18 protein-coding genes are annotated in these 21,975 nt (G+C 40.4%); 13 read left to right on the forward strand and 5 right to left on the reverse strand.

The genetic code is table 11. The features are described from left to right. Nucleotides 1-63: 63 nt before the first annotated feature. The 3 genes from N475_RS10105 to N475_RS10115 all read left to right on the forward strand — a co-directional run bounded on the left by N475_RS10105 (nt 64) and on the right by N475_RS10115 (nt 2,671). Nucleotides 64-537, forward strand: coding sequence for a cupin domain-containing protein (locus N475_RS10105; protein ID WP_063356135.1), 474 nt, complete (start codon nt 64-66; stop codon nt 535-537). Between the two features lie 99 nt (nt 538-636). Beyond that, a complete protein-coding gene (ltaE, locus tag N475_RS10110; RefSeq protein ID WP_063365195.1) occupies nt 637-1,653 on the forward strand; it encodes a low-specificity L-threonine aldolase in 1,017 nt (338 codons plus the stop codon). Between the two features lie 586 nt (nt 1,654-2,239). After that, the gene (locus tag N475_RS10115) at nt 2,240-2,671 is read left to right on the forward strand and encodes a hypothetical protein (protein ID WP_063365196.1); all 432 of its coding nucleotides are present in this window, start codon (nt 2,240-2,242) and stop codon (nt 2,669-2,671) included. 138 nt (nt 2,672-2,809) lie between these two features. On the opposite strand, the gene N475_RS10120 is transcribed toward N475_RS10115, so the two are convergent. Then, nucleotides 2,810-4,273, reverse strand: a complete 1,464-nt coding sequence (locus N475_RS10120; RefSeq protein WP_155730854.1) for a hypothetical protein — start codon at nt 4,271-4,273, stop codon at nt 2,810-2,812. A gap of 499 nt (nt 4,274-4,772) precedes the next feature. On the opposite strand from N475_RS10120, the gene N475_RS10125 reads away from it, so the two are divergent. The 3 genes from N475_RS10125 (at nt 4,773) to N475_RS10135 (ending at nt 8,162) form a co-directional block, all read left to right on the forward strand. Beyond that, nucleotides 4,773-5,363: a hypothetical protein gene (locus N475_RS10125; RefSeq protein WP_063356139.1), complete on the forward strand. Its 591-nt coding sequence runs from the start codon at nt 4,773-4,775 to the stop codon at nt 5,361-5,363. Between the two features lie 265 nt (nt 5,364-5,628). Further along, nucleotides 5,629-6,321: an aspartate/glutamate racemase family protein gene (locus N475_RS10130; protein ID WP_063356140.1), complete on the forward strand. Its 693-nt coding sequence runs from the start codon at nt 5,629-5,631 to the stop codon at nt 6,319-6,321. Between the two features lie 146 nt (nt 6,322-6,467). Then, the gene (locus tag N475_RS10135) at nt 6,468-8,162 is read left to right on the forward strand and encodes a phospholipase C/P1 nuclease family protein (RefSeq protein WP_063365197.1); all 1,695 of its coding nucleotides are present in this window, start codon (nt 6,468-6,470) and stop codon (nt 8,160-8,162) included. Nucleotides 8,163-8,210: 48 nt separating this feature from the next. On the opposite strand, the gene N475_RS10140 is transcribed toward N475_RS10135, so the two are convergent. Further along, on the reverse strand, nt 8,211-8,402 hold the full coding sequence (locus tag N475_RS10140; protein ID WP_063356142.1) for a hypothetical protein: 192 nt from the start codon (nt 8,400-8,402) through the stop codon (nt 8,211-8,213). 204 nt (nt 8,403-8,606) lie between these two features. Further along, the gene (locus tag N475_RS10145; RefSeq protein ID WP_063365257.1) at nt 8,607-10,826 is read right to left on the reverse strand and encodes a TonB-dependent receptor; all 2,220 of its coding nucleotides are present in this window, start codon (nt 10,824-10,826) and stop codon (nt 8,607-8,609) included. A 482-nt stretch (nt 10,827-11,308) separates the two neighbouring features. Between N475_RS10145 and N475_RS10150 the strand changes: the two genes are divergently transcribed. From N475_RS10150 to N475_RS10160, 3 genes are all read left to right on the forward strand, one after another. Next, the gene (locus N475_RS10150; protein ID WP_063365198.1) at nt 11,309-12,316 is read left to right on the forward strand and encodes a LacI family DNA-binding transcriptional regulator; all 1,008 of its coding nucleotides are present in this window, start codon (nt 11,309-11,311) and stop codon (nt 12,314-12,316) included. 163 nt (nt 12,317-12,479) lie between these two features. Then, on the forward strand, nt 12,480-13,715 hold the full coding sequence (locus tag N475_RS10155) for an MFS transporter (protein ID WP_063356144.1): 1,236 nt from the start codon (nt 12,480-12,482) through the stop codon (nt 13,713-13,715). Nucleotides 13,716-13,727: 12 nt separating this feature from the next. Further along, nucleotides 13,728-15,215 (forward strand): trehalase family glycosidase, encoded by a 1,488-nt coding sequence (locus tag N475_RS10160; RefSeq protein WP_063365199.1) that lies wholly within the window; start codon nt 13,728-13,730, stop codon nt 15,213-15,215. A gap of 87 nt (nt 15,216-15,302) precedes the next feature. Here N475_RS10160 and N475_RS10165 read toward each other — a convergent pair whose 3' ends face one another. Together N475_RS10165 and N475_RS10170 are read right to left on the reverse strand one after the other, a co-directional pair. Then, a complete protein-coding gene (locus tag N475_RS10165) occupies nt 15,303-16,652 on the reverse strand; it encodes a hypothetical protein (protein WP_063365200.1) in 1,350 nt (449 codons plus the stop codon). A 293-nt stretch (nt 16,653-16,945) separates the two neighbouring features. Next, nucleotides 16,946-17,224, reverse strand: coding sequence for a hypothetical protein (locus N475_RS10170; RefSeq protein WP_063356147.1), 279 nt, complete (start codon nt 17,222-17,224; stop codon nt 16,946-16,948). Nucleotides 17,225-17,476: 252 nt separating this feature from the next. On the opposite strand from N475_RS10170, the gene N475_RS10175 reads away from it, so the two are divergent. The 4 genes from N475_RS10175 to N475_RS10190 all read left to right on the forward strand — a co-directional run bounded on the left by N475_RS10175 (nt 17,477) and on the right by N475_RS10190 (nt 21,930). Continuing rightward, a complete protein-coding gene (locus N475_RS10175) occupies nt 17,477-18,481 on the forward strand; it encodes a WD40 repeat domain-containing protein (RefSeq protein ID WP_063365201.1) in 1,005 nt (334 codons plus the stop codon). Between the two features lie 76 nt (nt 18,482-18,557). Continuing rightward, nucleotides 18,558-19,616 carry a WD40 repeat domain-containing protein gene (locus tag N475_RS10180; protein ID WP_227008501.1) on the forward strand — a complete coding sequence of 353 codons (1,059 nt, stop codon included), beginning with the start codon at nt 18,558-18,560 and terminating at the stop codon, nt 19,614-19,616. 72 nt (nt 19,617-19,688) lie between these two features. Next, nucleotides 19,689-20,897, forward strand: coding sequence for a hypothetical protein (locus N475_RS10185; protein WP_063365202.1), 1,209 nt, complete (start codon nt 19,689-19,691; stop codon nt 20,895-20,897). Nucleotides 20,898-21,039: 142 nt separating this feature from the next. Further along, on the forward strand, nt 21,040-21,930 hold the full coding sequence (locus N475_RS10190) for a cation diffusion facilitator family transporter (protein WP_063356151.1): 891 nt from the start codon (nt 21,040-21,042) through the stop codon (nt 21,928-21,930). Nucleotides 21,931-21,975: the final 45 nt, after the last annotated feature.

Below are 21,975 nucleotides of genomic sequence, written 5' to 3' on the forward strand. Positions count from 1 at the left end.
TGATTTAGTTGCGCAGAACATGCCTTAGAAAATATAGATTTTGGAATTTAAAGGACTATGAATATGAACTCAAAAATACAAAAAATTGAATTAACCTACCCCACAGAAGAAAACTTTATTGCTTCGGCTGGTAACTTGTACCGAACAATAGCAACAGGCACACAAACCAAAGAACGTTTTTCGTTATTGTTGTCAATCTTGGAGCCAGGCCAAGGTGGGCCACTTCATACCCACACTTTTGAACAAGAGTCTTTTTACATATTAAAAGGGCGTTTAACCGTTTTCGACGCAGAGCAACGGTTTTCAGCTCCTTCAGGAACTTTTGTTTTTTGCCCAGAGGGAGCGAAAAGGGGGTTTCGCAATGAGACAAAAGAGCGCGTTGAAATGTTGATATTTTATACTCCCGCGGGCATTGAAAAAATGATTGAAATGGATGGTACACCTGTCCAATGTTTAGAGAATTACCTCTCGCAATCGGATTCAACTGAGTTGGCATGTCCCGCGTTAAATCAACAATTTGGGATTGAAGAGCTTTAGCTTTGAAAATTAAATAGGAGTGTTAAAAGTTGAGGAGTGTTTTATTTTACGAAAGTTGCCCATATTATGAAATCTCTCAGACAAATTTTAGGATGCTTTATGATTGACTTACGTTCTGACACGGTTACGTTACCTTGTAAAAACATGCGCAGATTAATGAGTAATGCGATGGTCGGCGACGACGTTTACGGGGATGATCCGACAGTAAATGAATTAGAGCACTATAGCGCAGCTATTCATGGTTTTGATGCATCTTTATTTGTTACATCTGGAACACAGGCTAATTTGTTAGCGATTATGGCCCATTGCGACAGAGGCGAGGAGTATATTTGTGGTCAAAATGCGCATAATTATAGGTATGAAGCAGGTGGCGCAGCAGTACTTGGTTCGGTACAACCCCAACCAATAGAAAACGAGGCCGATGGTACAATCTGTCTTGACAAAATTCGTGCAGCGATAAAACCCAATGATTTCCATTTTGCTAAAACAAAAATGTTGAGCCTTGAGAACACCATAGGTGGCAAAGTCCTCGGGTTAGATTATTTAAAGTCAGCTAGATCACTTACTAAAAAGTTTGGATTGAAGTTACATTTAGATGGTGCGCGAGTTTATAACGCTAAAGTTGCTCTTGATGTAGAAATAACAGAGATAAGTAAGCAGTTTGATACGATGACAGTTTGCTTGTCTAAAGGTCTTGGGGCCCCAGTTGGCTCTATACTTCTGGGTGATGAGGAGTTTATTGAAAAAGCTCGTCGGATAAGAAAAATGCTGGGTGGTGGTATGAGGCAAGCTGGTATTTTAGCTGCTGCCGGTTTGTATGCACTAAAAAATAATGTGGAGCGGCTGGCAGAAGATCATGCTAACGCGAGTTATTTAGCGCAAAGGGTAAACGAGTTGCCCGGTTTTGACAGTTCAAAATATCAAGTTCAGACTAATTTGGTATTTCTTGATGTTAGCGAAGAGGTGGATATTGCAAGTTTTTCAAAGGCTATGTATGAGCAAGGAATCAATATTACTCCGGGCTATCAGGGGATGCGTTTAGTCACACACTCAGGTATTAGTCGTGATGATATTGATGTGTTTATAGATAAAGCCAAAGTTTACTTTAATTGCTAACTTACTGGTTGCGAAATAGCCACTGAATTCTCACTTTCATCGGTGGCTAGCGTCAATGTAAGCGAGCAAAAATCATATTAGCAAAGCTCTTTGCATCATTCAAAACGACTAAAAGGTAACAATTATACTTTTTGAATCAAGTAAACGCTGGTGGAGTCATTCGCTTTTTATATAAAACAAATGTCATATGAGTACACTTACCACATAGCATATACTGTTCATGAGCTTGCTAAGCACTCTACTTCTATGAGTCGGTCTATCCTTATCTCTTCGTTTATACTTCTCCTTTGCTGGCGATTAATTCGACAGAGCCATTGATGAATTAGAAACATGCAACGAGTTCATTTACTGAACTGTGGCTGTAGTTGAAAAACTTAATTCGAGTTTTTAATGGGTTACAACAATAATTTTGAATTTTTACTTTTTCATGCAGTCGTTCGGATATTCTTGAGCTCTGTAATTAAGTTGTGAAATTGTTAATTTAATGAAATTGTAATTTTACAATTTGTGCTGATTTTCCTAATATGCAGACGCACTCGAAAAACTACTTCCGAGTGTAATAAAATGAATTATAAGGAAATTAAGAATGAATATTTTAAAAACGTCAATTGTTTTGGCTGCACTTACCGTTACTTCTGCTGCCCAAGCAGCTGCACTTGGTGTCAGCATCAATGAACAACCTCGTCCTGGTTTGCCTCAAGCGCGTTGGACAACTGTTACCGTGGGCGACACGTATACACAAAACCAAAATGCAAAATTTAATTACAGTGTATCCAACTACACAGTAAATTTAACTTGGACAACAAATACCGGTGCTACGGGTGGTTGTAATATTTACTATGATGTGAATAAAGACAATTCAACGAAGTTTGAAGATCAAGTTGCGAAACGTCGTTATGACACAACTAAAGCTATATTAACTAACTTAAAGCAGGGTGATGAGCTTTTCATTCAATCGGCTTTTGGCCGAGATGGAGATCCTTGCGAAGTGACATTAAGACATAAAATCGGATTGTAATTTATTGAGTGGCGCAGTAACTGCGCCACATGAAATCTGGTTGGTGGCAAGCAATAGTATGCTTGCCACTGTCGCTAGGGTTAAGTCATTGTTGAAATGCTCGTGTCCTAGACTAGTTTAAAGCTTATATTTAGTGCCCTATTCAGAGTCTTGAATTGGCAAAAAATCAAATCCTAACTCTATGTATGGACTAAATTCTTTTTCATTTGGGTTAAAGTTTGTTTCAGCTTTATAAGTTCTATATTCGTTCAATTGTTCTGGCATATGTGCATAACCATTAAGTCGTACCGAAAATTTAGTTTGCTTTTCAAACTCTATTTGCTCAAGGTCGAGTGCATCACCAAACTGAAACTTAGGCAAATGTCCTTTGATACCACCATTTACTTGCCAGTAAACAGGTTGCTTGTACATGCGAAATAGTTCAAAAGACCATGTTGATGTTTTTATTCGTTCATCGAGCAAGCTGAAATCAAAGGAAAAACTAAATGAATTATTGAGATCACCTAAAACAAACTGTTTAGCTGTATCAAAGTTAATGTCTGTAGGCATTGAGTCAAAGTGGCCACTGTTTTCAATCTTGGACCTTAAGTAGCTGAACATACTGATTGAGTAAGTGTCTAAATTAATGGCATCAGTCATTTGAGTTCTGTAGTGATGACTTTCGAACATTGTTGGGAAAATGAAATTTATCTCATCAGTCTTAAAAGCAAGTACTGTGTGATACTCACCCGTCAGGTTATTTTTTTGGTAAGCGTTGATCCCATTGTTTTGTGCAAATGATGAGCCACTGGGTGGTGCAACTTTCACACCTTGATGTGTGAAGTGCTCAGGCAACAGTTTTACGCTCTCTTGGCCTGCAACTGGTAAGAATTGTGCGCCTATTGATTGAGTGCCATCTTGCGAAGAGACGATAAAGTTAAAAGACTTATCACTTTCACAAAAACTGACGTTAAAATTGCGCCCGTTTACGTATTCTGCAGAAAGTGTGAGGTCTTTTGTTCGCTCGTATTGTAGCTTGTGGTTAGGGTAAGTGCTTAGCAATTCACTCACATCTAGCTTATATGATTGACAGCTGTTCTGACTTTCTGGAACGGGGGTATCTATACAATTATTTGCTTTGCTAAACCAATCAGGTTTAGTGAATGATATCTTACCTAAGTTAACCCCACCTTGAATATTTTGATAGGTATGAATGTAACGTTTTTCTTCGAGGTCTTCAGATGCAGGCTCAATAAGAGAAATGTGCAAAGCGTCGTCAGGTATTTCTGCCTGAAACTCACCATTTTCAGGGGTCTTGCTGATCGCAACAACCTTGCCTTGCTCATCATGAAATAGGACTTCTACATTAGGTACAGGTTCGTATCCCGAGCAACTTTCACGCTGTGTGACTAGCTTGACTCTGCTTTTTTCTGAAGCTTCAGTATTATCTTCGGATGGCTGAGGGTTGTTGTCCGAAGATGTTCCAGTACCATTTGGTGTGGTAGAGCTTGAATCACTATTGGAGCTATTGTTGGTAGGGTTTTCAGTTTCGCTAGAAGGGCCACAGCCAGTAATTGCGACTACGCTAGCAAGTATTATTGTGCTGCTAAAGATGTTAAACATTTTCATCATTGATCACTAAGGTTTGTCTTGCTCGTGACAAGTGTTGCTGAGCAAAAATTACAGGTTAAACTTTAAAATTGATTATTATTTTACCAAATGCAATAAAAAGTGCATTGTATTTGTTCATTCTATCCAAAGTACAGTACCAAAATACCGCTGTTAATTCAGGTATCCTTATGATGAAAAATGCTATGGACATGTCTAAGCCTTTGAAATAAATCTAAAGAGTAATGTGTAGGGCAGTACGTTGGAGCATGAGAATAAGCGTTGATTGACTACCATTATATTAGTATAAGCCTATGATAATAAATAATATATTTTTTATTGGGTCGATGTTTTGTGTAGCTTTGGTAGACTACTTTTAGTAAATGAATGTAAACGGCAGGTCTAAAATTTAGTTTTTTTTGGCCGAATACTGATGCTCTCCATAATTCTTTATTACGGTTTTAAGTTGATGAGAGTATTACGATGTACTCCATGAAATATATGGAGAGATACGATGAAGAAAAAATTAATATTGGCGGTAATCGCGACGTTGGGTTTCAATGTGCAAGCGGCTAACCTAAGCAAAACTTATCTAGAAATTGGTTATTCTCAAACAGATTTAGATGAAGCTGATTATGATGCCACTGGCTATAAGGCTGGTGCGGGTTATGAGTTTGAAAATGGTATTTACGTAGGTTTTAACTATAAAAGACAGAAAGATACACTAAGTATTTTTCTGAATGAGACGGATGTTGAATTTGATGAAAACCTGTTAGAAGCAGGTTATATCATACATGAATCCCAAAATGGTCGATTCGCTATTGGCGCTCAAGTTGGAAAAATGGATATAAAAGCTGATAGCAATACAACGGAGTTCGACTTAGCAAGGGTTTATACTGAGTATGAGCACAGTTTTAACAAATATCTTTCTGGTTTCGCCCAGGTAGGGTATGAAAATTATGATGCATCAGATGTATCGAAACGAGATGGCGCACGATTTGGCGGTGGACTCAAAGCGCATTTTGGATCGTCCAGCATCAGCTTAGAGTATTTTAAAGGTGATGATTTTGATCAGTCAGCATTGATGTATAGGTACTCCTTCTAATTTTAGGAAGCCACTAAATTATGCCCATTTGGAGAGTGCATGCTTTCCAAGTGGGTAATTTGTCTATATACAGCGCCGTTTAACATTTACCGAATGAAAATTTACCGTTTGGCTCTGGCTTTTTATTTCACTCTCTTTGTTTCATTATTGTTCTTCATTTTATAAGGTCTTTAATAGTGGCTCCTAAGCATTACACTAAAAGCACTGCCACTTAAGCCGCAATGGTTGGAAGAAAGTCAATTGAAATCAAAACAGGAGTTTTAGTTTGAAAACTATAGGTCTAATAGGTGGGATGAGCTGGGAGTCTACGGCAAGTTACTATCGATTTATGAATGAGGGAGTAAAAAAGCGATTAGGTGGTCTTCACTCTGCAAAAATAGCGATGAAAAGTGTTGATTTTGGACCAATAGCGAAATTGCAAGCACGTGGAGAGTGGCAAGTTATGGCCGATATGCTCGGGCAAGAAGCCAAAGATCTAGAGCGTGCAGGCGCAGATTTCATTCTTATCGGTACAAATACTATGCATTTGGTTTTTGACCAAGTTGCAGCCCATGTATCAATACCTCTAGTGCATATTGCTGATGCAGTGGCTGAACAATTGAAGCAAGACGGTATTTCTAAAGTGGGTTTGCTTGGCACTAAATTTACCATGCAGCAACCTTTTTATAAGAATCGACTTAAAGAAATGTTCTCTATCGACGTTGTTGTGCCTGAGTTATCAGACCAAGACATTGTGCACGACATAATTTACAACGAATTATGTGTTGGAGAAATTTTGGCTGAATCAAAGAATGCTTATCTAGAAATTATTTCTCGCCTTCAAGCACAAGGCGCACAGGCTGTGATTTTAGGATGTACTGAAATCGCACTACTTGTTAATAAAGGTGACACAAAACTTCCACTTTACGATACCACCATAGTTCATGCCGATAAGGCAGTAAAATTGGCATTAGAATAATAATTACAGTGATTTAATGTTCTAATGGTAGATAGCTTTATAGATTGAACTTGTTATCATGTAACAAAATGATAATAAAAAATTCATTTTATAGAGCTTTAACTTAATTTTTATGTAAAAATTGCTCCGTTTTAAAAGGAGTAATTATGAAAATCAAATATCTATGCAGTATTTTAGCTTCAATGACTATCTGTTCTTCGGCAACCGCGTTCACTCAGTTAGGTGGCGCAGGAGTTATGCCGATTGGACATGAATGGCTAACACGTACATCAGCACTTGAAGTGATGGGTCAAGATACGAAAGTATCTGATAGCGACGACCCTAGGCTAGGCTGGAACAATGGCCTCGCAAAAGCCATTGAGTTAAATGTAGCTCAAGCAGAAGTAGCCAGAATATTATCTAATCAAAACGAAGATGGTACGTATTGGTCAGGTTACGATGCTATTTATGCTGCCATAGTGGGAGAAAGGTGGGTTGACATAGCAGGGTTTAATGTCACGAACGCAAGCACGGACCCTACAGGACCAAATTGTTTTAATGCAGTCGCCCAGGAACCTGCTGATTTGCAACAAGACCACTTTATGCGCCGTTATGATGACATTGGGGGTATTGGTGGTGTCAATGCAGCAAAAAGAGCGCAAATTAGGTTTATTAATCATTTCATAAATGCAGCCACAGCTGAGTCAAAAAAAATCAAAGTCTGGGATGGTGGCGGATATGCACAAGCGGTAGAAGTTGATCACAACTACTTCTTGTTCGGTCGAGCAGTTCATCTTTTCCAAGACTCCTTCAGTCCTGAACACACTGTAAGATTGCCAGCAGATAATTATGAAAAAATATGGCAAGTAAAGGCATATCTGTGCTCTGAAGGTGCAGAGCAGCATACTCATGACACCAAAGAAGCGTTAAATTACCAAAGTGGTGACGTAATTTGGAAGCCTGAGTCGCGTGGGGAAACGGGTTGGCAAGCGTATAAGCCAAGCAACATAAAGCCAGTTGCGTTAGTTTCTCTTGAAGCGAGCAAAGATCTTTGGGCTGCATTCATTCGCACCATGGCCCTACCTTTGGAAGAGCGCCGTGCTAAAGCGCAAATGGAAGCGCAGCAGTTAGTGAATAATTGGTTGTCGTTTGATGAGCAAGCTATGCTAGCTTGGTATGAAGATGAGGCAAAACGAGACCATACTTATGTGCTTGCGCCGGGTGAGTCTGGTAAAGGCAAGACCTTAATTCAATGTATGGAGGAGTTAAATGTTGGCACGACAGATCAATTAGCTCGAGTTGCTCAGCTAGAAGAAGAGCGTAGACATTGTCTTTACAATATTGAAGCTGAAGAAGGCTATTCAGATGTCAATGACCCTTTAATTAATATGCCTTATAACTGGAAATGGAGATCGTTGACTTGGAAAACCCCACCAGCTGATTGGCAACCAGCACAACTGGAAGCTGATACAGGTGAAGTGGTAAAAGTAACGAGCATGCTAAATGGTCATGCAATCAGTGATCGTGGAAATACTGCAAAAAACCAAGAGTTATATTTAAGTGCTCAGGCCCCTTTGGCTTTTATAAAAGTTGAGTCAGCGCCAAATACAGCTTACTTTCGTACACGAGACAACGCCAGGTTATTCCTGAGCTACAAGAGTACCTCAAGTGGTGATGCAAAGTTGTGGACTTCACCAAACCAAGCTGCGTTTTATCTTGAGCGACAGGGCTCAGCCGTCAATCTTAAAAATACATACTGGCAGCAGTATGTTTGGGCAAACCCATCAACAAGTCAAGTTCACTTGACGCGTGCTGGAAAAGCACATAACACCAATGCACAGTGGCAACTAGAGTCGCTTTAGTTGGTAACTAACCCAGAGTGCCAGAAATAGGCACTTTGGGTCTATCAATCAATAGTATAAGTAAGAGTCACAGTGACATTGAGGGTCGTCTTTTAGCTCATCAATGTGCAAATCCACTTTGCTCTGATTTTTCTCATCCCAGACAGTTACCATACTATGCTGTTTGTCTACCGAGAGCACTTCTACTGGGTGTTCATGATATTCTAGCCACTCACCTTTTCGAATTTCTTCAATGTTCATAATTGAGCTCCAAATTTTCGACAATAATTGAGTTTATAGCGTGTTATTGTGCTGTCGAAATAAAGTTGTCATTTACAGAGGTATTTGCATTTAAAGTGTAGAAGGAAGGTGTAAAAAAGCCCAGTATAAAAGGTGATCCTCCTGGGCTTTGGTCGTTAGTTTTCTGGTGGCACGACGTATTAACTTCGTGCAAAATTAAGTGCTTTAGAAGTTGTACGCGACACTAAATTTGATGCTGCGAGGGAGTATATAACGGCCATTGGCGGCGGCTGGGTTTCGTGGGTCTCCCTCGGTAAGGCCTTGTTCATCGGTCAGGTTATCAACAGATAACTGAAGCTGAACTTGCTCCATTGGTTCTAGCGTTATACCCAAGTCGATTTTTTCATAGCCATCTAAAACGGCATTTGGCGTATTCTGAATATCGCTAAAGCGAGAGTCGACAGCTGAAATGGTACCGTAAACTGTTGCGAACATGTCGCCAACTTCAAACTCATAGCTTGGAGTTACACGTAGTTGCCAATCAGGTATACGTTGAGACTTGTTCCCTGTTAGTGTGCTGTCCGGGCTTTCTGCAATTTCGCTGTTCTGCCAAGTACCATTCAAATTAATGCTAAACCCAGAGTCATGGTTATAGTTGAAGTCCAACTCGATTCCATGGGCTTCTGTGGTAAAGCGTTTAGCAGGAAGATCGGGACGGGTTGAGAAAGACTCGCCTTTAACTTCGTTTGCGAAAAGTGTTGCAAAGAAGTCCATGTTTTCGCCCATGTATTTGTAACCGATCTCGCTTTGAGATACTTCTTTGATAAGTTGGTCGCCACTATTGTACGTGTCGTAATTGTCTCTAAAGTCGTCAAAATACGGCATTTTGAAACCTTTATTGAAACGTACGAAGACACCACTGATATCATTTAGCTTGTAGTCAGCACCAACTGTCCACGAGGTTTTTCTCGCGCTATAGTCGACAGTTTTGGTAATTTTACCATCTAGACCTTCATCAACTGAATAATCAACTTCATGGCGCTCACTACGTAAACCTAAATCCAATGTAAGTTCGTCGGTTGCTAGGTAGCTTTGAGTGGTATAAAAAGCGACAGTTGTTGCATCACCAGTGCTATTTATATCGTAATTGAATCCACAGCCTTCAGTTGAATCATTGCAAGCGATCCCTGTTAGCATTTCACCGCCTTGTGCAAGCACATGGTAGGCAGAGTTACCTAAGCTCCACCAGTCTTTTGCAGATGTTGTTGCAGTGTATAAACCAAATGCGCTACTGATTTTTCCGAAATCTTTGCTAAACGCCAAATCATTTGTGAAAGCTTCAATATCTTTAAGTACAACCCAGCGGCCATAATCTTGTACCCGAGTGTCAGCGCTATAAACAGTACCAGTTGCCGCGCCGATGGCGCTTGTACCATTGTCGGCAACATCTGAGAGGTTTAATACATTTCCACCAGGAACAAGGCCATAGGTGTTCGCATCGCCTTGAGTAAGACTGAATCGATCAATAAAGTGCCAATCGTTACCTAGTTCAAGAGAGATGCTTCCGCCTGACACATGGCCTTTCCATCCGCGACCTTCAGCTAAATCAATATCAGCTTTTCCATTACCAGCATAAATAGTCGCTTGTCTGTTCAAAGAGCCTAACTGAGTAAACTCTGCATCTACACCTTGCTCATTCAGTGGGGTCGGTAGGTACCATGCACCGGTATCGTCAGTTTGTCGTGTATAGACGTTTATCTCGCCGTTTTCTAACTCTTTTGTTAGTTTGATCGTAAACTGATGACCTTTCTCAGAGGTAAATCCAGCATCGCGGATCCCTGATGAGCGTTTTATATATCCACCAACCATATAGTAGAAATCTTCGCTCAGCTCACCACTTAGCACGCCGTCAACGCGCTGCAGCCCGTAGTCGGATGTTGTGTATTTAAAAGTCCCTTCGGTGTCTGCTTGCCCTCGCTTCAAGCGAAAATTTGTAGTTAGGCCTGGTTGACCATTGGATAAAACAGGATTTGGACCACCGCGTAGGCCTTCCATCATCGAAATGGTTTCATCAATTCGAAATATGGATGAATTCTCTAAAAATGATAGCGTTGGAGCAGGGTAAACTGGTGAACCGTCAAGGCTAACTGTTAAAAAAGGCGCGTCACCACTTGAGGTAAAACCTCGCACATTAATATTTGCACCTGATTCACCACCTGAGCTTTCAACCCAAACACCGGGTATTGCTTTAAACAAGTCTGCTGTGCTTTTAGGTGCGAGACGTTCTATTAAAGATTCGTCTACATTTGTCACTGCGTAAGCGGCATCTACTTTGCGGATCCCCATTCCACCTGGGGTACCAGATATAATGATTGTTTCTACTTTTTCGTCAGTTTTTTTGTTTTGCTCTGTACTAGCTGCGGTTGAAAATGCCAACGCGGACATTACCGCCGCTGAAAGTACTGAATACTTCTTGCCTAAGTTCACAGGAGCTGCTCCCTTGGTTGTTCATGTGTTGTCATAATGGCTAACTGTACGTCAGCGCTGCTTCTCGCCACGATACGGAACAAATAATGGTATCTTGCTCAGTATAATTTTATTTGGTTTGCACTTGGCGTTATTCTAAAATAGATCTTAATGCAAACGTTTGCAATAGCGTTGTGAAGTATTTTTTTACTTGGCGTTTACCTAATTTGGTAAACGCTGTTAGGATTTTTTACTTAAGTTTAAGAACTAAGGCATACTAAAAACAATGAGTTAAGAAACTGATGGACGGCGCTGGCATATCATAAGAAAATAGCTTGAAAAGGCTACGAGTATACAGCTAGTGTTTACCTGAGTTAATTGTTTTAGTCTATATATAACAACAGCTTATTTATATTTAAGATTGAATATAACCTGTATTTTAAAGATGTGATGGATGTGTAATGCAACAAAAGAAACTAAAGTTGGCTGATTTAGCAAAAATAGCAGGAGTCTCTACTTCAACTGCATCTCGAGCACTGAATGACAATCCGCTAATCAAGCAAGAAACACGTGAGCGCATCCAAAAACTAGCCAAAACTCATAACTTTAGCCTAAATGCAGCAGCCAGTAGGCTAAGGCTGCAAAAAACGAAGGTCATTGCTGTTTTAATTAATCTTGACGCAGAAACTGAGCAATCCATTGATGATCCGTTCTTATTGAAGGTGGTGAGTGACATTAATCTGGCCGTTAATCGCCAAGGTTATGAGCTATTGCTTTCAAATTCTTACATGGCCGGAGAGGATTGGTATGGATATTTCATTGATGGCCGAAGAGCTGATGGGGTGATTGTTGTCGGTCAAGGTAAGCAGCAGGCTTCTATTGAACGGGCTTCCTCTGCTGGGATGCCTTTAGTTGTGTGGGGAGATCCCAAAACTCAGGCTGGCTACGTGATTGTTGGGAGTGACAATTTTCTAGGTGGCCAAGTAGCGACACAACACCTGCTTGACAAAGGCTGTAAACAGCCGCTGTTTTTAGGCGAGCCTGAACATGCAGAACTCGGGGAACGTTACAAAGGGTTTTGTTCTGTAGTCGAGCGCGCAAATCTAACGGAGCGAGCGCAATTATTGAAAATTGATATCACAAGTCAGGCTGCATATGACAGCATTAACCAAAAGTTACGCAGCGATGGCCTTGATTTTGATGGCATATTTGCTTGTAGTGATATGGTAGCTTTGGGTGCGATGAAAGCGCTAAAAGAGCGTTATGTTAGTATTCCAAACGACGTGCTTATTGTTGGGTTCGACGATATTGCTATGGCTGATGTCAGCTTTCCCTCATTGACAACAATCAAACAAGATACACAAAAAGCGGGTGAACTTTTAGTTGAAAAGCTTTTAACGCAGCTTGCTGGGGAAGAAGTGGAATCAAGTCAATTAGCTATTTCGCTCGTAGAGCGCCAATCAAGTTAAAAGTAAGAAAACTGTAGGTTTATTAATAAGTCTACAGCTTAGAGTATTAGATGCATTTGACAATCACTTGCCAAGTTTACATTAAATTTAAAATTGCAAACGTTTGCATTGAGCGTTATTGGACGCTAGACTAAATTAATCATAGTGTAATTAAGAGTTAGTAATGCAGAACATGCGTATTATATTGGCCATGGCGGCCAGCTATTTTTTATTTGCAATTTTACTCAACAGTGTTGGGACAGTTATCTTGCAAGCCATTAATACTTTTGGTGTTACCAAAGCTCAAGCTGCCAGCCTAGAAGGGTTTAAAGATATTCCAATAGCGATTGTCTCTTTTTTGGTTGCTTCATTCATTCCTCGTATAGGATACAAGATTGCACTATTGGGGGCGCTTTCGCTGGTAATTATTATGTGCCTGATTACGCCTGCTGCGGGAAGTTTTTGGGCACTAAAGGCGTTGTTTGCTGCTGTAGGTTGTTCATTTGCTATTGTTAAAGTGTCGGTTTACGCCCTGATAGGGCAAGTGACAGACTCAGCAAAATCACACTCAAGCTTATTAAACACCATTGAAGGTGTATTTATGGTTGGCGTGCTCAGCGGTTACTGGGTATTTGCTGCATTTCTGAGTGAGGATGTCTCCTCAAACAATTGGTTAAACGTATACTTTCTATTGGCGGGACTATCGATACTGACTTTGTTGCTTGTATCTAGTGCCAAAATTGAAAAGCCGCAGCTAAGTGAGAACCACAGCCCCAAAAATGATTTCATTGACATGCTTCGGCTTACATACCAACCGCTTGTTTTGGTATTTGTAATTAGTGCATTTTTATATGTACTGATAGAGCAAGGAGTGGGCACGTGGCTGCCGACCTTTAATAATCAAGTTTTGAATTTGCCTGTGGATGTGAGTGTTCAGCTAAGTAGTATTTTCGCCGCAAGCCTTGCTCTTGGGCGTTTACTTGCAGGTCAAATCCTTAAGAAAGTTGACTGGTATGTATTTTTAAATGTGTGTTTAGTGGGCATGGCTGCTTTAGTGATACTGACTTTGCCAATGACTAAAAACTTGCCAAATGAGCCTGTTACAAGCATCTTCAATGCACCATTGGCTGCCTACTTAATGCCACTAATTGGTTTGTTGATGGCACCAATTTACCCCGTCATAAACTCAATTATGTTGAGTAGTTTAGAGAAACACCGACATGCAGCTATGACAGGGTTGATTGTGGTCTTCTCTGCTCTAGGTGGCACTACAGGATCGCTCATAACCGGATTTGTATTTGAATACATGAGTGGTCAACATGCTTTTTATATGTCCTTGATCCCCATGGGCGTCATTACACTAACCTTATTTTTATTCAAAAAGCGTGCTCAGCAGGTAGCGTGCTCGTCAGCAGTATAGTCGAGGAAAATTATGAAGTTTGAGCACAGCAATCTTTTTAAAGATGTGCAAATGAGTGGTATTTTTAACGATAGCAAAACTTTTGCTGATGCTGTTCCACTTAACTCTTGGCCGCAAGTATGCGATTTGTATGACAATAAAAAGCCAGAAGATCTAAAAGCGTTTGTCAAAAAGCACTTTAAGTTCAGAGCACAGCCGGAACTTGAGGCCTTGCCAGACCTTAGGAATGTTTCACAATATATCGAGGTGTTGTGGAGCAGGTTACAACGAGAAGGCGAAGCGCAAGACGCCAGCTCTTTGCTGGCATTGCCTGAAAGTTATATCGTTCCGGGCGGACGCTTCAATGAAATATATTACTGGGATAGTTACTTTACTGCACTTGGGTTGATGGACTGTGGACGAGAAGATCTTGTACAAGATATGCTCGCAAATTTTTGCTTTTTAATTGATAAACTGGGGCATGTGCCTAATGGCAATAGAAGTTATTACGCAACGCGTTCCCAACCACCTGTCACCGCATTGATGGTTGACCTTTTATGGGAATCTAAACGTGCGGATAAAGTTTGGCTCACTATTGTGACCAAAGCTCTGATGTCTGAATACGAGTTTTGGATGTCTGGTACTGATCTATTGGAAAAAGGCCACAATAGTTATCGTCGGGTGGTAAAAATGCCATGCGGCGGCGTGCTAAATCGCTATTGGGATGATGAGGCTGCTCCAAGACCAGAATCATATCGCGAAGATGTAATGGACGCTAAAAACTTTTCAGAAGAACAAAAACAGCGTTTTTATCGCAATATTCGAGCAGCTTGTGAATCTGGATGGGATTTCAGTAGTCGCTGGCTTGAGAACTCAAAAGATTTAAACTCAATCAAAACTACAGAAATGGTGCCGATAGATCTTAATTGTTTACTCTATTTTATGGAGCGCCAATTATCTCGTTGCTACAAAGCGCTTGGCGCTGAGGCACAGCAGGTAGATTTTATTAAGAAAGCACAAGCCCGTGTCAAGCTTATTGATACTTACATGTGGCAACCAAAAGCTAAATGGTATTTTGATTATGACCATGGCGCGCAATGCCAAAGTAGCATTGAGTCTATGGCGGGAGTCACCCCTATGTTTTTTGAGTTTGTGAAAAATGACAGAGCACAAGAGATGGCTGAGCGTTTAATGTCTGATTTCCTTAAGCCGGGTGGACTAGTCACAACATTGTGTGAAACGGATCAACAATGGGATAGTCCCAATGGTTGGGCACCGCTGCAGTGGTTTGGCGTCAAAGGGTTGTTAAACTATGGCTTTAATCAAGACGCACACACCGTCGCGCAAAAGTGGGTCGATACTCTAGAGTCTAGTTTTATCCAAACTGGGTGTTTACTAGAGAAATACAATGTCGTTGAAAAAAATAAAGTCGCCGAGGGTGGTGAGTATATTGTGCAGCAAGGGTTTGGTTGGACAAACGGTGTAGTCAGTCGATTTTACAAATTGCTTCGTTCTTCCTAAAAATATAAATTCTTTAAATGAAAAAAGTGCCTTAAAAAAGGCACTTTGGCTCACAATCAAGAGACATACACGTGATACTCGGGAGTATTAGTGTGCGTGCTCGCCTCCATTTTCAATACCTAGCCAAACAGCTCTGTCTGGCGTGAAATCTAGTTCAATTTCTACTTTTAATTCAGCACTTTCAAGGTCGTAGCCCAATACGTGCTTTGCGCTTGAGTCAACTACGAAAACGATATTCTCAGCTTTAGAGAAAGTAAGTCTGAATGATGCACCTTCAGGCAACGCATCTAATTCGTGTTCATGCACTTTTACAGTGTGTGCTACTTCCCAGTGATGCTCATCATTTTCAGTATGCTGTTCAAAAATAGTAAGTACACCCGCTGAGTCTAAAACTGCTGCGTGTGAACCGTCATAGTTGAAATCGCCACCTGCAATTGAATGTCCTTCTGTGATTGTCCACTCAACTTTTTCAATTTCGTTGTGTTCAGGGTCAATAACAACAAGATCTGTACCTGCAATTCCAATGAACTGATGGCTGCCTTCGTGGCCTCTAAGTGTTCCAATGCGCTGGCCTTCAGCAAAGCTTTCTGGGTTTGCAATTTTAGCGGCTGTAAACCCACCATTTTCTTCTGTAATAACAACTACGCCGTCACCACATGCAAAGCTAACGTGTTCGTGGTTTTGTGCGCTACCGTGCAAGACAGGGCAGGTTACTTCAAACACTTTTTCTTGATCAAAGTGGTCATCATGCTTATGGAAAAGGCCAATTTTATTTGGTAGCACTGGGTGTGAGTCAGCTTCGCGGATGGTACTTAATGTGTATTCACCTCTTGCTTGAGCTGCGCCATGCATATAAGAGTCGTACTCAATTTCAGCAAATGCTGATGTATCACCACCTAAGTATGCTTCTGAGAAAACGGCTACTTGCGCGTTAGTTTGCCCAGCTTCACCATCAAAGAAGATCGCAGTATTGTGTTCGCCACTGGTTACATGGGCAGGTTTTACATTATCAAAAGATACACTGCTTAATTTAGGTATTTCTTCATATGGGTGCATATGATCACCATGATCTTCTTCCCAGATTCCACCGTCTACAAACTCAACACGACTGTCGTCAGATTGAACAAGAACTGCATAACGGCTACTTGCTGTTGTATAGACATATTTCGGGAAATGGGTAGAAGTCAGCTCTTCTGCCACTTCTTTATGTTCAACATCTAATATGTGTATTGAATTAGAATCTGGTGAAGTAACTAGCAGGCGACCTGATGCACTAACTGAACCGTGGTCGTGATCATGGTCGTGATCCTTACCTTCATCTTTTTTTACTTCTTCAACTACCGGTTCATGTTCCACGATAGTTGTTTTTGTGTCACCACATGCTGTAAGTAGAGCCGTTGCAACAGCAACAGAGAGTAGTTTATATGTGTGTTTCATATTTACTTTCAATTATAAGAGTTATGTTCAGCAGGGTTTGCGCGTTTCCTTACAATACAACTGCTTTTGGTATGTTATAAAGTAACAATATGAAATTATGTTATACTATAACGTTGCTCGCTTGCAAGTGTGAATTGAAAATTATTGATGGTTCTTGTGTTAAATTTGGAAACGTTTAGCTGGAGGTGATTTGAACTTCTAATAAAGCGCGCGACTGGCGCTGTGAAAACTTCAGCTACAATATAGGGTATCGTAGTTGGGTATTTTCAATTAAATATTCTGGCAGTTGGCTTTTAATCTGTCATAAATAATACTCGAATACCGATTGCGGCAATTACAATGAGTAACAAAATAAGCTCGATTCTATGCACAATAGCTTTGGTTTTTCTCTCTTCCTTATTTTTCTTAAACGGCATCTCATTTTCCTCATTTGGGTGGCGTCGTTCGTAAGCGGCATTGGCTTTTTTTGCAAACACAGTGCGTTTCTCGGCACTTAAAGTCTCATTCATGGCGCTTTGATAGTCTACAGGCTTTCCTCTTGAAGGTTGCCTTGCTCTTGGGGCAGCACACATATCAACCTCGTTACTACTTGCTGATTAGATAACATTGTGTTTATTTTGGTAACACACTGATTTCTAATTGAAATATACTACTAGTTACTCAATGTTAAGTATAGTACTTTTAGCGTAGTATGTCTTGTTGGCTTTTGTATTGAAAGGGCAATTATTTTGGCGCAATTCGCCATGTTACGGGTTACTAATGAACTAATTTAAGTTTTTTTGATCTAATCAATATCGAATCATATTGTCGTGAAAGGAGCAAAGGTGAAAAGCGTTGGTAAAAACGATAGAAAATTGTCGATTATAGTGCTAGTAACTTTCCTTTTTGGATGCTCTGAACCGAAGAAAGATCCACAAAATGCCTATAACCATCTTTCTGAAGCGCCGATCGATCTGGGGGTAATATCTCAGGACGCCACTGTTGCTGCCTTATTATATGGAGGAAAAGTGACGGTTTCTGACATTTCATCAGCTAAAATTATGAATCAGTTTGAAGTAGATCAGCTCAATGCAAGTGACTTGTCCCTTTCACAAGATAATAGCCTTCTCGCAGTCAGTTTTGAGAATAAGCTGAGCGTATGGGATTTAAGAAAAAATGCGCTAAAAGGTCAGTTTTCGATAGCGGGCCACTCAGAATTTGCCAAAATATCGCAGGTCGTGATCTATGCAAATCCGATGTTGGTACTTGCAGGCATGACTGATGGCACATTAAACCTCATTGATTTTGAGAATAAACTGACAAAGCAAGCAAAATTACACGATGCTAAAATTAGCCATTTAAACTTGGGGGAGCATAGACAATTAATAATGTCCGCCGGACATGACGGACAAATTAAGTTGTCTCATGTTACTTCCTTAACTCCAAAATATAGTTACGCATTAGAAAAGCGTGTAACAAGTGCAGCAAGTGGTGCTTTAAATGAGACCTTATTTGTGTCTGATGCACTAAACGAACAATATTTGCTCAAGCCGTTTTCAGACACAGGTATGCCAATAAAATTAAATTACCGAGAGCGATTCCGTTGGTTTAGGGCTGCGGCATTGAGTCCTAGTGGACAATATCTGGCCACTGGTTCCAGCAAGTATTGGTGGACACTCTGGGATGCAAAAAATGGCCGACAAATTGACGCATTTGAAATTGAGTCCGCCACTTCAACCGCCATGATATTGGATATGCACTTTAACAAAGACAATATTCTGACCACTTTAAGTAGCGATGGTATTATTGAGTTTTGGGATATCAACACGTTAGCTGCAAACCCTAAGTAGTGGCTTAAACCTTGCTGTAAAAGTCCATCCATCGTGTTATGACTTTATTTGAACACGAGCAAATTGCGAGATTACGATGTACAATTGTATAAATGACTATACTATCCCCAGTCGTTTAATCTCGACGTATATTAGAGTGACTAAAGCCATGCTGTTCAGACTGTTTATATTTATTGCCACCTTGTTGCTAGTTGGATGTGATGAAGACGTTGCATTAAGTAAGGGGACCTTAGATCAGTTGGGAAATAGCGGTGTACTGATTGGGCATTTTTCTGCCGATGGGAGCAAACTGGTAACGGTTGATGGTACTAACGTTCTGCATGTTTGGGAAACCAGTAATCGAGTTAGAGAGTTTACTGTTCCAAAAGACAAAATGCCTGACTTGGTCAGGGAAGTGGTCATATCGCAAGACAATTCAATGCTCATAGTTGTCGGGGACAATGAATTACAATTTTGGTCATTACCGAAACAAAAGTTTGTCACTAAAGTGAGCTTCAATGGGGTGTCTGGCTACGCCTATATTACATCTGTCGCATTGGCGCCCACAATGGATAAAATAGTTGTTGCTATGTCAGATGGCACGGTGAACATGGCTAATTTACATACCCAAGTTAATAATCAGTTTGCGCCACATACTCGACCTGTGATGCATGTACAGTGGGATGATAAAGGCGAAATGGTAATGACAGCTGCGCAAGATGGCAAACTAGCGCTTTGGCAATTTGGCTCACCAGAACCTGTGTTTACGAAAGAATTTAACCATCGTGTGACGAGCCTTGCTGTCAGGCGCGACTTTTCAGAGTTTTTTGTATCAGATGCTTTGGACAATCAAGTGATTGCGACTTTGCTAGATGGTGCGGATAAAAGCGAACTTAAGTATATGGCGCGGTTCAAAGTATTTCGTAAAGCTTTATTTATTGAACAAAGTGCTTATTTAGCGACCTCGTCCTCTAAATCCCATTTAACCATATGGGATACGAAAAGTGGTAATGAAATAGGAACGTGGCAAATTGATACGCTTAATGCAGGTGCAACAATTGTAGATATGTATGCGCCTAGCAGGGAAAAATTAGTTACATTAAGCAGTGATGGACTTTTGGAGGAGTGGGCACTAAACATGCTTGCAATAAAATAAATGTCGTCTGGCACGCTTAAAAGGTAAGTGACGGTTTAAGTCTGTCTTGGTTTTACAATTAGGTTAGAGAAGATGAACAGATGGATTTTGTTTTTTATTGTATTTTCAGGTGGTGTGGTTGCAAGCACTGAACAGCTTGACCAAAGGCAGTGCGCGCGTTTTACGGCAGAGTTAGAGTTTTTGCGTCATATTAGTACGTTGAAGGAAGGCGAGGAAGCCCGATTGCTAAGGCTACTGGAACGCCTTCAGACGTATTGTAAAGTGCCTAAAGATACCAATCGACAACCCCTTTCCTCAAAAAATCAACCTGCTGTTGTTTATGGTGGCACTTCGCACAAGAACCAAGAAACGCGTGAACGGTGGCTTGCTTATTTTCAAAAACCGATGATTTGTCACCATGGTGCTCAGGATTTCGCAAGCGCAGTAAAATGCGCCGAACAAGTTGCTATCCAACGACAAGCGTTTGAAGTGATGCTTCGCAAAGAGCAAGAGCAAGCGCAAAAAATACAGCGCCTGCAAAGAGAGCCTTCTGACACTATCGATGAGTCTAGCTTTGCTGAGTCTGCAACTGAAAATCAACAAAGCGCAGAAAAAAACGTCGTGGAGCAAGCTTCTAACAAACCTTCGCCAGTGGACTTCGATGTAGAAGAAACAAAAAAGGGACATTTTGATCGCTTTATAATGTGGCTAAGTGTTATTGCTGCTGGCTATATAATTATTGAACTGATCAAATTTCGCTTTAAAGGAAACACAAGCAATCCAAAAAGACAAAAACGTTCTTTTATAAATACGTACAAGCTACTTACAAGCAGATTGGACAACAAAAAATATATTGTGTTGTATCGAAGTATGAGTCCCTTGCTTGAGGAGTTGGATATAGACGCTATAGTTTTGTCTCCTTTTGGTGTTTTTGCGCTTATATATTGCCCTCAAGTTGGCATTATCGAAGCTGATATTCAAGGCGAAATGTGGAATGTAATCGAAGAGGGGTCATCTAATTTCTTTTTGAATCCAGCCAATGTTGCAAAAGTTAGGATTGCAAATCTAAGCAAGTGCATTGGCGCAAAGAGTGGTGTGAGATGTATGATAGTATTTGACGATGAATCAGAGTTTTACCCTGGTCAACCTTTCAACTGTTTTAGAAGCGAAGAAGTTGCCATAGAAGTAATGCGATATACACAGTATATGTTTAGCTTTGAGCAACTGAGGTACTTTGAGCAAAGGTTGTTTTCGGCCGAAAGCTTACTTACAACAGATGCACAATTGGCGAGTAATTCATAGGTTCGAATAGCAAGATAAATTACTTATTTATTTGCTAAATATTATGATTTTTGATGCGTCTGATAGAAAATAGGGTTACAATTGCTGTCTTTTATCATTAGCACCCTCTAATTACTAGTTACAAAGGTTTCTCAAGTTTCGAATGACCGATCTTACAACTCATGAGGCTTCTCGCAAGCGCTTGTTAATTGCGCTCGCCTTAACATGTACATTTATGTTGATACAGGTAGTTGCAGCGCATTATGCTAACTCTCTTGCTGTATTGGCAGATGCTGGGCACTTGTTTGTACACAATAGCTCTTTATTTATTGCCCTTATCGCTTCTAGTGTGGCTGTAAAGCTGGCAAAAAACTTCAATGAAGGATACAAAAAAGCTGAATACACCGGCGGTTTACTTAATGGTATTTTGTATCTTTCAATCGCAATCATCATCTTACTAGAAGCAACGCAACGAATTGAACTTCATAGCCAAGGGCATGTGCACGAAGTTAACACTTTTGTGATGGCAACAGTGTCAGGTGTAGGCTTTTTGTTCCATGGTTTGGCTGCATGGGTGCTATACAAAGGCCGTAAAGATAGCATCAATGTATATGCTGTCTTCTTGCATTCATTCTTTGATTTGCTTTCAACTATTTCTACATTTATCGCAGGTATTTTGATCCACTTGACTGGCTGGAATATTATCGATGTATTGTCGAGTATGCTGATTTCATGTTTTGTGTTATTTACAGGTTTAAAGGTCATTAAAACCTGTATTGTTGGGCTACTCGATAAAGGTACTTCTTTACCAGCTGTTGAGCGAGTAGAGCAGGCTATAATAGAAACAGAACATGTGGAAAGTGTTCACAATATTACAGTGTCCAACACAGATAGTACTTTGATGGTTGGTGCGCATATAGTATTGAAGCATCATTGCACGGTTGAAATGCATGATGACGCTTGTCGTTATCAAGTAGAAGCGAGACTAAAACAGCTTTTTTCTGTACAAAAGTGTGTCTTACAAATAGAAAGTCACAATTGTCCCCACCATTAAACTTGGCAAATTACCAGCTTTCCTTTATTTTTTAATAGAATATAA

Origin of the sequence: Pseudoalteromonas luteoviolacea DSM 6061 (genome assembly GCF_001625655.1) — a bacterium.
In the GTDB taxonomy this organism is placed as follows: domain Bacteria; phylum Pseudomonadota; class Gammaproteobacteria; order Enterobacterales; family Alteromonadaceae; genus Pseudoalteromonas; species Pseudoalteromonas luteoviolacea.